Genomic DNA, 12,353 nt, shown 5'->3' with positions numbered 1-12,353 from the left:
CGCCCCATCGGGCAAACGCGGCCCGGCGGCGCGCTCACGGCCCGAGGTGACGCGGCCGACGGCGGGCGTGCCGCGCGGCCGGCGGGGTACCCGGAGGACCGGCGAGCACCCGGAGGTGGGGCATGGACGAGCAGCACGGCACTGTGACGATTCCGATCGGGGACGCCCAACTCCCCGCCGACCTGACGCTGCCCGCCCAACCGGTCGGCGTGGTGCTGTTCGCGCACGGCAGCGGCAGTTCCCGGCACAGCCCGCGCAACGTGGCGGTGGCCCGGACGCTGAACGACAGTGGGCTCGGCACGGTGCTGGCGGACCTGCTCACCCCGGCCGAGGACGAGGTGGACGCCCGAACCGCCGAACTGCGCTTCGACATCGGGCTGCTGGCCAGCCGGTTGGTCGGGATCGTCGACTGGCTGGCCGTCGAGCGCCCTGCCGGCGACGTGCCGATCGGCCTGTTCGGGGCCAGCACCGGTGCTGCCGCTGCCCTGGTCGCGGCGGCGTCCCGCGCCAATCGGGTGGCTGCCGTGGTCAGCCGGGGTGGTCGGCCGGACCTGGCCGAGGACGCGCTGGCCCAGGTGCGTACCCCGACGTTGCTGTTGGTGGGTGGGCTGGACGAAGAGGTGATCACGCTCAACGAGCGGGCGCTGGCCGAGTTGGGGGAGGTCGGTGAGCTGCGGGTGATCCCCGGCGCCACCCATCTCTTCGAGGAGCCCGGCACCCTTGAGCAGGTCGCCGACCAGGCCGGCACCTGGTTCACCACGCACCTCAGTCGATGATCATTCCGCGGGCAGGAGGGCCGAGGCCGCACGGCGCTGTTGGACGGTGTCGATGACGCGCCAGAGCACGGCGGTGATCGGGACGCTGACGAAGGCGCCGGCGATTCCCGCGATCAGCGTGCCCGCGGTGACCGCCACCAGGATCACCGCCGGATGCAGTCGTACCTGCCGCTTCATCACCAGCGGTTCCAGCAGGTTGCCCTCGATCTGCTGGACGGCGATCACCGCCGCGAGGGTGAGCAGCGCGGTGGTGGGGCCGGCCAGCGCCACGAGCACCGCCACCGCCCCGGCCACAGTCGCCCCGATGATCGGCACGAACCCGCCGAGGAACGTGATCAACGCCAGCGGCAGGGCGAGCGGCACCCGCAGCACCACCAGAGCCAGCCCGATGCCCAGCGCGTCGATCGCGGCGATGAACATGGTGCCCCGGCTGTACGCGCCCAACGTCTGCCAACCGGCCCGGCCGGCCTCGGCCAGCACGGGCTGGTTCGGGCCGGTCACCCGGGACAGCACCCAGTGCCACATCGACCGGCCATCCTTCAGCAGGAAGAACAGCAGCACCAGGGCCAGCAGCGCGGAGCCGAACACCTCAGTGGCGGTCCGGGCGCCGGCCACCGGGTCCGGAGAGCCGCCACCGAGCCCCTCTCGGGCCTGGTCGACCAGCCGGTCCAGTTGTGCGTCGGTGACCGGCAGCGTGGACGTCACGAAGTCCCGGCTGCGTTCGACCCCCTGCGTCAGTTCCTGGCTGAGCTGATCGAACTGGCTGGCGGTCAGGTTCCAGACCAGGGCGCCGACGCCGACCAGGATGCCCAGCAGCAGCAGTACGGTGCAGAGCGCGGCCAGCGCCGCCGGCAGGCGCAACCGACGCAGCAGCAGCAGGACCGGATCGAGAAGCGCGGTGAGGAAGATGGTGGCGGCCAGCGCGATGGCCAGTGGCGCCAACAGGACGGCGATCTGGCCGAGCAGGTAGAGCCCTGCGGCGATCACCACCAGGCAGGCGCTCCACAACACTGCGGTTCGGACCAGCCAGGGCAGCCCCGCCCAGGTCTGGCGCGGCCCGGGTCCGCCTGTCGGTCCGGGTTCCTCTGCGGCCATGTCGGTCCTCCTCGATGTCGACGAGGTCGGTACCCGGTCGGTCGTGCCCCGACACCCGAATCGCTGGCCATCGCCCGCGCGGATCGTACGCTGGCTCACGTGACGCGGGTCGGTGTTCGCGAATTGGATCCGCAACGCCGGCGTTTGCGCGCCCGGGCCGAGGGAACGCGAAGGGGACGGACCGGACTGAGGAGGAACACCGTGGGTGACTTCATGGACAAGGCCAAGGACTTCGCGGACAAGCATGACAAGCAGGTCGACCAGGGTGCGGAGAAGGCAGGCGAGATGGCCGACAAGCGCAGCGGCGGCAAGTACGGCGATCAGATCGACAAGGGCGTGGACCAGGCCCAGGCGCGCACCGGTGAGGGCGACCAGGTCCGCTGACCCGTCATGCTCCTCCCGGGCCGCCGTGCCGTCGGCGACCCGGGAGCGCCCGGTCCGGCTGGTGCGCGGGTCAGCGCTGCTGCTTGTCGGACAGCTCGTCCATCGAGGTGGGTCGGCCGCTCAACGCATCGCGTAGCCGGTCGACCAGACCGATGCCGGGGGCGAGCAGCTTGTTCGCCAGAGGGTGTTCCGGGCTCCCCGGATGTGGCCGGGTCGGCCCGATCTCCTTGATCGCCGTCACCCGGGCTGCGACCTCGACCAGCTCCTCCCGGGCCGTCGCCGCGCGCAGCCGGGGAAAGAGTTCCTTCTCCTCTTCCACCACGTGGTGTCGGACGGTGCTGGTCAGCTGAGCGAGAAGCTCGTCGAAGCGAGGGTCGGACACGTCGACGGACTCCAACTCCTTCATGGTCCGCTCGGCGTCGGCGTGCTCCGCGATCTCCCGGTCGGCGATCTGGTCACCGTCGGGCAGCGCCTTGCGGGCGATCGGATACACGTACGCCTCTTCGGCGACCGAGTGGCGAACGAGTTCGGCGATCACCACGTCGGCGAGGCGTCGGCGGTGCTCGGGGGTGCCCTGCCGGGTCGCCAACTCGACGAGAACTGCCTCGATCCGACGATGATCGGAGATCAGGATGTCGACGGCGTCGTGGTCGTCGGCGGTCTGTGGACTGGTCATGTCACGGCCCCTTACCGGTTGCGGATCGGTGGGAGGTGTGTGGCTCTGGTACCCCCACGGGGCTGCACAAACCTACGGTTGACGATGTGTTCGACGGGGTCGGCGGTGCCTACGGTGGCGGTGCTGCCGAACCGCCACGATTGCCCTGCCGTCGCCGGGGTAACCGCCGACATGGCCGACGATCGCCCACTCGCCGACCGCGGTCAGTCGCGGCTCGACGAGACCGCACAGCGGACGGTTCGTCGGGTGCGGCACCGTGGTGGGCAGGCCGGCCGGATCCGGGCCCGGCAGTGGGAGGTCACCCTGGTGATCTCCATTCAGGCCGGGTTGGCCGCGGCGATCGCCGCCCTGCTCGCCAAGAACCTGCTCGGCCAGGGATCGCACGTCTTCGCGCCCGCCGCCGCCGTCGGTACGATCGCCACCGCCATCGGGCAGCGGGCCCGCCGGACCTTCGAGCTGTTGGGCGGCGTGGCCCTGGGCATCATCATCGGCGACACGCTGCGATTCCTGCTCGGCTCAGGCCCGTGGCAGACAGGTGTGGTGGTCGCGCTGGCCATCGCCGCCGCGTTGCTGGTGGCCGGCAGGGGTGGTCCGCTGGTCGGTCAGGCCGGCGGTACCGCCGTGCTGATCGCCACACTGGCCCCGATGGAACGTGGCCTGGAGTTGCCCCGGATCTTCGACGCGCTCGTCGGCGGCGTGGTGGGCCTGGTGGTGGTCGCGCTGCTGGTGCCGATCAACCCGATGCGAGTGCTGGACCGGGCCGCAACGCCGATCTTCGCGATCCTCCGCGAGCAACTCGCTGAGCTGGCGCAGGCGTTGCGCGAGCGCGACGGAACCCGGACCCTGGGTGTCCTGGAGCGGCTCCGCAGCACCGAGGACGACCTGGGCCGCCTGCACGACGCGCTGAGCGGCGCTGAGGAAGTGGTGACGATCGCTCCGGTGCGTTGGCACCGCCGACAGCAGTACCACCGGTACGCCCGCGGCGCGGGGCACCTGGAACGGTTGTTACTGGACGCTCGTGGCATGGCCCGCTGGTCGAGCACCGCGTTGCAGTACGACGAGCCCATCCCGCCGGAGCTGCCGGACGCGATGGGCCGGTTGGGTCAGGCCGTGACAGAGATGCGCAGGGAGTGCAGGGTCGGTGACGACCCCCAGCGCACCCGTCGGTTGGTCGAGCAGTGCGCCGAGTTGGCCGGGCGGGCGGCCGCGACCGGAGTCAAACCGTTCGGCGAATCCCTGGTGACCAGCCTGCGCACCGCGGCCAGCGACCTGCTCCGGGCAGCCGGCTGCGAACCCGGCGACGCCAACCGGATCGTGCGCCGGGCGGCCGGTGCCGGCGCGGCGGAAATCCACCCGCCGGTCCGGCGACAACTGCACCGGACCATACCGAAACGGGCCACCCGAGCCCGCCGACGCGCGCACCTCGCCGCCCGGATCCGTAACGACGGCCTGGCCGGCCTCCCCGCACGGGAGAGGCCGGCCCGGTGAACCGTCACGATCAGGAGGAGTAGCCGCGCTCGGCGATCCAGTTGGCGACCTTCGGCAGGCTCATCCAGTACTCGCCCAACGCCGGGTCGGCCGGGTCGGCGACCCGGATCGTGTCACCACCGTCGCGGTAGCCGACGAGGGTCAGGTAGTGCCCGCCCTCGTACGAGTGCGGGTTGCCGTCGGTGTCCACTGTCGTGCCCTTGATGTTGGCCACCACCGGTCGACCGGCGTCCACAGCGGCCAGCACGTCACGGCGCAGCTGCTCGACCTGGTCGGGGCGCGCCACCGAATCGCGGATCTCGGTGGTCCGGTACTTGCCGCCGGTCAGTTCGTTGAGCACCCGGGTGGTGTCCAGGGCCGAGGGGGTGCCAGCCTCGGTGGTGCCGAGCAGTCGGGCCACCTCGTCCTGGGAGAGCGCCTTGCCCTGGGCGGACAACGCGATCCGGGTCGCGGCCGGGCCGCAGTAGTAGAAGTTCGGCTGGGCCTGGTAGTCGACGCCGAGAATCCGTTCGGCGTGCCTGTCGTTCTGACTCGACGAGGCCGGGGCGGCCGGCACCGGGGCGGCCTGTGCGGCCACCGCAGGGCCGAGGGCGCAACCGCCGGCGACGAGCAGGCCGACGACCGACATACCGCTCTTCTGGACGATCGGGTTCATGGTCGAGTCTCCGTTCGGGGGTTGGCGCCTCCGGCCAGCGGAGGGCGGCAGCACCGGGAATGGCGCTCGGCGCAACACAGGGGCCGACCATCGGTGGTCTCGGCCCTGGGCGTACCGAGGGCGTAACGACTCTGCTCCATCGCGAATTCCGCCGGCTGCGGGCACCGGGGCCGTGCGGCATCCCGGCCCGGCCCGAACCGGTCACCGGGGACGCGCGGTCAGCTCAGAGGCTTCCCAGCAGCCTGGTCACGGTGATCTCGATGACCACCCGCTCCGGATTCGGACGCGGCGTCCGATACCGCTCGGCGTAGCGCCGCTCCGCCTCGGCCACGGCGGCCGGATCCGACCGCAGCACCGCGCGACCCTCGATTGTCAACCAGCGGCGGCCGTCAACGTGGCACACGGCCACCGCCGCACCCGCCGCGCCGGCCGCCGCCACCTGACGGGCCTTGCGGGAGGCGCCCGAGGTGATGACCCGGGCCAGTCCGGCCGCCGGGTCGAGAGTCACCCCTACCGGTACGACGTGCGGGGTGCCGTCCGCCCGCACTGTGGTAAGCGTCGCGAGGTGCCGTTCCGCGCAGAAGGCGACAACACGCTCATCGTGCACGTCCAACCGATGGTCGCCCGCCATGCCCGTCCCCTGTCCGCCGAACCGGCCTCGATCATGGCACGCGGCGGCGCACCTGGTCCCGATCCGGCGGGGAGCCCGGCTGACCGGGCAGCTGGCGACCCGCCGCCCGACGTTGATGCACCAGCCGGGTCAGGTAGATCAGCGCGGCGGCCAGGACCCCCATGTCATCCAGGTAGATCGGGTCCGGCAGCACGTCGACCGGGAAGATCGTGTAGATCAGCGCCCCGTAGAAGGCGACCTTGCCGCCCGCGCCGAGCCCGGTCAGCAGCCGCCGCGTACGCACCACCCGCACCGCGAGCACCACGGCACCCACCAGAGTGGCGAGCGCCAGGATGCCGGCGATCACCACGAGGACCCACGCCTGTCGGGACATGCCGTCACGCTAACCCACCCGACCCCGTGGGGCTCAGAACGCGGGCACCGTCGCCCGGCCGCGAGCGGCAACCTTGTTTTCCCGGGTCTGCTCGACGTTCTCCCGGGTCTGTGCGCCCAGCGGTCGGGCAACCTCGCTCAGCGGCAACACCGACGCCGACTCGGCGACTCGTCGTCCGGTCGCGGCGTGCGCCTCCTCGCGCAGACTGCGAGCCGCAGCCACCGCCAACTCCGCCGCCCGCCACGCGGCCTGCTCCCGCTCGCGGGCCGCGGTGTGCCTGGCCGCCAGGTTGTCCCGGATCGCCCGCTGCAGCACCAGCTCCTGCTCGACCGGGTGCAGGCGCGGGTCCCAGCCGTCGCGGTGCGCGAAGACGTCGCTGAGCTGCTCCACCGACAGCTCCCGCCGCCAGTACGCGTCCAGCGCCGCCCGGTGCAGGTAACGCTCGCGGTCGGCGTACTCGGCGGGGGTCCGTGCGGTGTGCGGCAGTGGCATCGCAGCCGCCCCGTCGAGCCGCCGTACGCCATCCTCGGCCGCCTCGTACGCCAGCCAGGCCGCTTCGACCGCCTCCTGCGCGGCCACCCACTCCGCCCGGCGGCGCCGCACGGTGGTGGTCGCCCGTTCCGCGGCCACCGCGACCTCCTGCGCGTAGCGGCTCTGCTCCCGTTCCTCCTGCGCCTGCTCAAGTTGGCTCGGCATCGCCGCGCGGCGGATCCGGGCGCCGGGGTCGAGGCGGAGCCGGCCGGGCCGCAGCAGGAGAGCGGCGACGGCGACGGCGACCACCCCGAGCAGGCTCAGCCAGATGACGGCGGCCCGGGAGAGGTCTGGCAGGACGGCGGAGAGGAGGGTTTGCATGATCAGCACCTCGCGGTCGAAGGCGGGTATCGACGGGCGGCAGGAGGGCCCGGTAGCGCCGGTCGGCCCGGGTGCCGGGGTCGTCCCGTCGACGGCGAACTCAGGTGCCGTGCGGGAGGATCAGCCGGTCTCGGACCCCGGGGGTCACCGGGCCTGGCTCAGCGGACGGGCGGGCCGCGTCGCGCGGGAGTGCCACGGCCGGGCTCGATGGCCGGGGCGTGCACCGGGCCCGCCGCGACCGGACCGGTCGCCGTGACGGTGTCGCGCGTGTCAGCCGGCGGGGCGACAGCGGGCTGGCCCGCCCGCTCGATGGCCGGGCCGGCGTCGGGGTGGACACCTTCCACCCGGCTGCTCACGGCACTGGGCCGCAGCTGCGTGGGGGCGGGCGGTGGGGTCGCGGCGAGGGCGGCACCGAGGCCGAGCGCGAGCACCAGCGCGGTGATCGCCAGGCGAGTCAGTTCGCGCAGTGACCGCAGCACAGCCCACCGGGCTGGGCGGACAGACGCTGCGGACGACACCTCACCAACCTAACGCCAGTCCCCGCCTACCGCAGCACGGCGACGAGTTGCGCTGGCGTGACCGCCACCACCATGCGCACTGTGGACGCCGTCGACCGGGGCCTGAAAACGGCGGTGCCCCCGACCGGATCGGACCGATCGGAGGCACCAAATCGTCTAAGTGGCCTCGCCGGTGATGCGGGCTCGCCAGCGGCCGACCGTGGTCAATCGTCGGTGCCGAGCACCGGCGGCGCGGCCTTCTCGTCGCCTTGCCACACCATCTCGTCCTCAGTCAACCAGGTCAGTCGCTCGTCGGAGTCGTCGTCCTGCGCCCGACCCTGCCCGCCGAGCACACCGGGACGGCCGCCGGACCCCGGCCGCGCGTTGCCGCCGGCCCCGCCGCGCTGGCCGTCGATGCTGCGCCCGACCCCGTTGGCGGCGCGGCTCTCCGCCGGGGCCGTACCACCGCCGGACGGTCGAGCCGAAGTGGGGGCCGCGTTGCCCGAGCCCGCGAGCGCGCCGCTGCGCAACACCCCGCCGGCCGGTGCTCCGCCCTGTGCCCCGTAGAGCAGGCCGGGGCCGGTGCTCGCCCCGGCCGGCACGGCGGCCGGCCCGGACAGGCCGACCAACCCGGCGGCACCCCCGCCGAGCAGCGCGCCGCCGACCAGTGGGTCCGCTCCGGCGAGGGAGGTGCCGCGGTCAGCGGGATCGCTGCCAGCGCCGATCGGGCCGGTGACGACAGCCGGGCCGCCACCGGTGCCCGAGCCGACCTCGCCCGAAGGCGAACCGTCGCCCGGAAGTTGGGCAACGCGGTCGGGCGTCGAGATGGTCGCGTCACCTGTGCGCCCGGTGTCAGTGCCGGTGGTGGGGCCGCCGCTCACCCTGGCGATGGCCGAGACACTCTGTGGCGTCGTCGAATCCTTGCTGGCGGTGCTCGGAGTGTCAGGGTCCGGCGGTGGCGGCTCGACCACCCGGTCATAGGCGGAGATCTCGTAACTGCTGGCCAGATCGGCCACCAGGTTCACCATCCGCTGGTGGGCCTTCTCCTGCTCGGCCTTGTCCTGCTGGTGACCCGCGATGCCCCCGACGATCGCACCGGTCAGCCCGAAGGTGGCGGCCCCCTTGATCGCACCGCCGATCAACTGGTCGTTGTCGTCGGTCTCCTCCGGGCTCTCGGCCTGCTTGTGAGCGGCGCGCAGATGGTCGGCCATCATGGTCAACCCCTGCTTGATGCCGGCCATCCCTTCGCCCAACGCGTCGGTGTGGGCGACGATCAGGCTGAGTCGCCGATGGAACTCCCGACCTGCCGACCCCGTCCAGGTGTTGCCGAGCTTGTCGAGGTCGCCGCCCAGCTCCCGGCCGAGACCGTCGAGGATCCCCTTGAGCTCGGCCCACTGGGTGGCCACGCCCTCGATCTGCTCCGGCTTGCCCGCCATCAGGCCGTCGTACAGCTGCTGGTGGCTGCTGCCCTGGTAGCGCTGGGTGTATTCAGACACGCCCGTCCCCCTTCGGCTGCAACGCCCGGTCGACCGGGGTCAGCGCAGCGGTGACGTCGTCGGCGTTTGCCGCGTTACGCGCCTCGGCGGTGCGGTAGTTGCTCAGGATCGTGCTGGTGGCCTGCTGTGCCGCCAGCACCGCCTGCCGGATCCGTTCGGCCTGGTCGACATAGGACTGGTGCACCTCGCTGTAGCGACGCGCCTTGTCGGTGGCGTCGAAGAACGAGCCCAGCGCCGGCGGACGGCACTGCATCTCGGTGTTGAGCTTGCGCAGCACCGACTCGGCCTGGCTCAGCCGAGACGCCAGGTGCTCGTGGAAGTCCTCAAGGGACAACAGGTCGACTTCCGTACGCCCGGCCATGGCAACATCCCCGTCGTTCTGGTTGGCAACCGTCAGCGACATCCAGGTTAGTCCACCAGTGCGACTCCGGGCGACCCGTCGAAGCTGCTCAGCCGTCGGCGTCGGTCGATTCGGTGGACCTTCCGCCGCCGGTCCCGCCGCTCGACGGGGCGCCGCTGGCCGGAGTCGACGGTGTCGAGCCCGACGGCGGCGCGGCGGACGACGACCCCGACGGTGCCCCGGCGGACGGCGTGCCGGACGGCGGTGCCGCGGATGGCGAGGCCGACTTCGGCGCGGCCGGCGGTGGGGCGGCCGGTGCCGGTCCGTCGGGAGCGAAGACGGCGAACGCGTCCTCGCGGTCCAACGTCGGCCCGGTCGGGATCAGCGCGAGCAGCGAGCCGGGCACCGCCAGTGGGGTGACCCCGCCGTAGCCGAGCGCCTCCAACGTCGCCGCCGAGCCGAGCGGATACCGGATGCCCTGCGGGCTGATCAGGTAGATCGTCGACCCGGCGGCGCCGGACCCGCTGGTCCCGGCACCGGGCGAAGCCTGCGCGATGACACCCTTGCCGCCGGGCAGCAGCACCGCCTCGGCGGTGCGTACGGCGTCGCGTCTGGTCTGCCGCACCGGCACCAGGCCCGGATCGCCGTCGGTCAGCTCGTCGGGCACCCGGTCGAAGACCTCCATTGTGGTGGTCGGGGGGCCGCCCGCGCTGCCCTTCCGGTACGTCGCGCACAGCGTGGTCTGACCGGGCTGGGCCACGTACAGGGCGGGCATCGTCGGGGGCAGCCCCTCCTCCTCGATCCGCCGCTCCTCGAACGCCTCGCTGGCCTCATTCGGGGTGATGTCGGTGATCCGACCGCCGTTGCTGACGAGCAGCAACGCGGTGATCTCACTGATCGACACGAGAGCGTCCCGGGTCAGCACGTAGTGCCGCCCGGCGGCCTTGAACACCGAGCCGACGTCGTACGACTGCCCGGCCACCCTGCGGCTGCTGGGCTCGCCCTCACCGGTCAGCGACGGCCGGCGCAGGGGCGGCCCGGCGGGAACCGAGTTGAGCAGCTGCTGCCCGACCTGGAGTCGCTCGGTGCCGGCCATCCGCAGCGCCGTGATCGTGCGGGACGGGTCGAGCAACTGGAGCCGGGCGTTGTTGGTGATCAGATAGCGCTGGTCGTCCACCGAGACCAGCACCGCCCGGTCACCCAGCGGCGTGCCACCGGGCAACGCACGGTCGATCACCACCCGGGTGCTGGACCGCTGCCGGTCGACCGGGTCGGGCACGTCGCAGACCGACCAGGGCAGTCCGGTCAGCGACTTGCGGTCCGGCAGGGCGTCCGGCGCTCCGACGATGCCGAGGGTGACGCCGCGGGGCCGGTCCCGCAGGGACGCCTGGGACATCGTCCGCACCTCGGCACTGGCGTCGTTCACGATGAGGCGCGCCGACGCGTAGTTGAGCGTCGGGTGCAGTTTCCCCTCGATGAACACGTACGTCGCGCCGGTCTCCCGTTCGATGACCAGGGTCTGGTCGTCCAGCGGCGCCGCGCCGCCGGTCAACTGGCCGTAGGCACCCACCCCACCGAGCACGATGGCGGCGGCGAGGACACTGCCGAAGACGGCCATGCCGAGCCGTCGCATCGGCAGGTTCGTGGTCTCCGGATCGCCCGACAGCAAGGCGGAGACGATGCGGCGGGTGACGAAGCGGTACGCCTGCACCTGATCGCGGCGGGTCCGCATGACTTACCTCCGGCGGGGTGGATCCGCGACGATCAGGGTCGGGGTGCCGTCGCGGGCTTCCCTACGATAAGGGGCCGACGGTGGTTCCTTGGGACCACCGCTCGTGGCCGGCACCGGAGCAGACCCGGCGCAGAGTCGTACCGTGCAGGAGGGACAGTCAGCGATGACGCAGCTTCAGGCGCCACCCGCCCCAGCGGTCACGGACCCTGTCGGCATTCCGACCCGGCCGGCGCCCCCGGCCGAGCGGCCCGGCCGTGGGCGCGTCGGTCCCGTGCTGGTCGGGCAGCTCGTCGTGCTGGAGTTGTGCGTGGTCGGCGTCTGGGCCGCCACCGCCGGACCCAGCTGGGTGCTCGCCGCGGTGGGCGCGGCGGCGCTGCTGATCGTCCTGGCGGCCTTCGCCCGTCGAGGTGGTCGCTGGTGGTTCGAGGATCTGCTGCTGCGTCGACGGCTGCGGCGACGCGGCGAACGCGCGTCGGCCGCGCTTGCCAGCGGCACCGCTACCGACCCACGGTTGGCTGCGCTCGCTCCCGAGCTGAGCGTCATCGAGCTGACCGACCGCGGCACCCGGCTCGGCATCGGGCGGGACGACCAGGGCTGGTTCGCCGCCGTCGCCCTGCAGTCGGCCACCGGCGCGGCGGTCGGCTCCGTCGACGCCGCAGCGGTGGACCGCGCACTGCGGGTGCTGGCGGATTTCAGCGCCCCGGTCTCTCGGGCCCAGGTCGTCGCGCACACGCTGGTCTGGTACCCGGCGCCCGGGGCGCCACCGGCGGCGCACCGGACCGTCTGGGTGGCCGTGCGGCTCACCGTTCGGGACGCCCGGGTCGAGGCGGTGAGTCGGGGTGGTGGGCTGACCGGCGTACACCGGACGGTGGCCGCCGGAATCGGCCGGCTCGGCAAGGCGCTGACCTCCGCGGGGCTGGCCCATCGCCCGTTGGGTCGTGAGGAACTACGCGCGGCGATCGTCTCGGCCGCCGGTCTGGACCTGGTGCCGGAGGCGCCGACGGAGAGCTGGCGTGGGCTGCGTGGCGGCGGCTGGACACACCGCTGCATGGCCCTGCGGGGCCGTTCCGACGCGCCGCTCGGCCCGCTGGTGGACGCGATCACCGCGACGTCGGCGCCGTCGCACACGGTGGCCGTGACCGTCTCGGCGGACGGTCGGGTGGCGGCACCGCTACTGCGGGTCGCGGCGATGGACAACCACGTCGAGGCCCTGGTCAAGGTGGTTCGCGAGGTCGCGGATCGGACCGGCGCGGCCACCCGGCCGATGGACGGTCAGCATGCTCCGGGCGTCTACGCCACCGCTCCGGTCGCGTCGGCGCTGGGTGCCTCCACCGGTCTGCGGTCGCGCTGACCGGCGC

Annotated in this window: 14 protein-coding genes; 4 read left to right on the top strand and 10 right to left on the bottom strand. The window is 72.8% G+C overall.

The genetic code is table 11. From position 1 onward, the window contains the following. The first annotated feature begins 122 nt into the window (after positions 1–122). Positions 123–776, top strand: coding sequence for an alpha/beta fold hydrolase (locus tag ABZU74_RS00365; RefSeq protein WP_355416474.1), 654 nt, complete (start codon positions 123–125; stop codon positions 774–776). Here ABZU74_RS00365 and ABZU74_RS00360 read toward each other — a convergent pair whose 3' ends face one another. Further along, positions 777–1,871 carry an AI-2E family transporter gene (locus ABZU74_RS00360; protein WP_355416471.1) on the bottom strand — a complete coding sequence of 365 codons (1,095 nt, stop codon included), beginning with the start codon at positions 1,869–1,871 and terminating at the stop codon, positions 777–779. It abuts the gene before it with no gap. 201 nt (positions 1,872–2,072) lie between these two features. Here ABZU74_RS00360 and ABZU74_RS00355 point away from each other — a divergent pair, with 201 nt between their 5' ends. Next, the gene (locus ABZU74_RS00355; RefSeq protein ID WP_355416469.1) at positions 2,073–2,255 is read left to right on the top strand and encodes an antitoxin; all 183 of its coding nucleotides are present in this window, start codon (positions 2,073–2,075) and stop codon (positions 2,253–2,255) included. A 70-nt stretch (positions 2,256–2,325) separates the two neighbouring features. Here the strand turns inward: ABZU74_RS00355 and ABZU74_RS00350 are convergent, their stop codons facing one another. Then, positions 2,326–2,931 carry a hemerythrin domain-containing protein gene (locus ABZU74_RS00350; protein ID WP_355416466.1) on the bottom strand — a complete coding sequence of 202 codons (606 nt, stop codon included), beginning with the start codon at positions 2,929–2,931 and terminating at the stop codon, positions 2,326–2,328. A 171-nt stretch (positions 2,932–3,102) separates the two neighbouring features. Here ABZU74_RS00350 and ABZU74_RS00345 point away from each other — a divergent pair, with 171 nt between their 5' ends. Continuing rightward, positions 3,103–4,419 carry an FUSC family protein gene (locus ABZU74_RS00345; RefSeq protein ID WP_355416463.1) on the top strand — a complete coding sequence of 439 codons (1,317 nt, stop codon included), beginning with the start codon at positions 3,103–3,105 and terminating at the stop codon, positions 4,417–4,419. Positions 4,420–4,429: 10 nt separating this feature from the next. On the opposite strand, the gene ABZU74_RS00340 is transcribed toward ABZU74_RS00345, so the two are convergent. The 8 genes from ABZU74_RS00340 to eccB form a co-directional block, all read right to left on the bottom strand. After that, positions 4,430–5,074: a C39 family peptidase gene (locus ABZU74_RS00340; RefSeq protein ID WP_355416460.1), complete on the bottom strand. Its 645-nt coding sequence runs from the start codon at positions 5,072–5,074 to the stop codon at positions 4,430–4,432. A 223-nt stretch (positions 5,075–5,297) separates the two neighbouring features. Continuing rightward, positions 5,298–5,705 (bottom strand): TIGR03618 family F420-dependent PPOX class oxidoreductase, encoded by a 408-nt coding sequence (locus ABZU74_RS00335; RefSeq protein ID WP_354973269.1) that lies wholly within the window; start codon positions 5,703–5,705, stop codon positions 5,298–5,300. Positions 5,706–5,736: 31 nt separating this feature from the next. Next, on the bottom strand, positions 5,737–6,078 hold the full coding sequence (locus tag ABZU74_RS00330; protein WP_355416456.1) for a YkvA family protein: 342 nt from the start codon (positions 6,076–6,078) through the stop codon (positions 5,737–5,739). Positions 6,079–6,111: 33 nt separating this feature from the next. After that, on the bottom strand, positions 6,112–6,930 hold the full coding sequence (locus ABZU74_RS00325; RefSeq protein WP_355416453.1) for a hypothetical protein: 819 nt from the start codon (positions 6,928–6,930) through the stop codon (positions 6,112–6,114). 158 nt (positions 6,931–7,088) lie between these two features. Further along, the gene (locus ABZU74_RS00320) at positions 7,089–7,409 is read right to left on the bottom strand and encodes a hypothetical protein (protein ID WP_355416450.1); all 321 of its coding nucleotides are present in this window, start codon (positions 7,407–7,409) and stop codon (positions 7,089–7,091) included. Between the two features lie 242 nt (positions 7,410–7,651). Then, positions 7,652–8,923, bottom strand: coding sequence for a hypothetical protein (locus ABZU74_RS00315; RefSeq protein WP_355416447.1), 1,272 nt, complete (start codon positions 8,921–8,923; stop codon positions 7,652–7,654). Beyond that, entirely contained in the window at positions 8,916–9,326 is a 411-nt protein-coding gene (locus ABZU74_RS00310; RefSeq protein ID WP_355416444.1) for a hypothetical protein, read from the bottom strand. Before ABZU74_RS00310 ends, ABZU74_RS00315 begins: the two co-directional genes overlap by 8 nt. A 46-nt stretch (positions 9,327–9,372) precedes the next feature. Then, a complete protein-coding gene (gene eccB, locus ABZU74_RS00305) occupies positions 9,373–10,995 on the bottom strand; it encodes a type VII secretion protein EccB (protein WP_355416441.1) in 1,623 nt (540 codons plus the stop codon). Positions 10,996–11,158: 163 nt separating this feature from the next. Here eccB and ABZU74_RS00300 point away from each other — a divergent pair, with 163 nt between their 5' ends. Continuing rightward, positions 11,159–12,346 carry a type VII secretion protein EccE gene (locus ABZU74_RS00300; RefSeq protein ID WP_355416438.1) on the top strand — a complete coding sequence of 396 codons (1,188 nt, stop codon included), beginning with the start codon at positions 11,159–11,161 and terminating at the stop codon, positions 12,344–12,346. Positions 12,347–12,353: the final 7 nt, after the last annotated feature.

This window comes from Micromonospora sp. NPDC005171, from assembly GCF_040608575.1.
GTDB lineage: Bacteria > Actinomycetota > Actinomycetes > Mycobacteriales > Micromonosporaceae > Micromonospora.
This window is presented reverse-complemented; position numbering and strand designations above follow the sequence as displayed.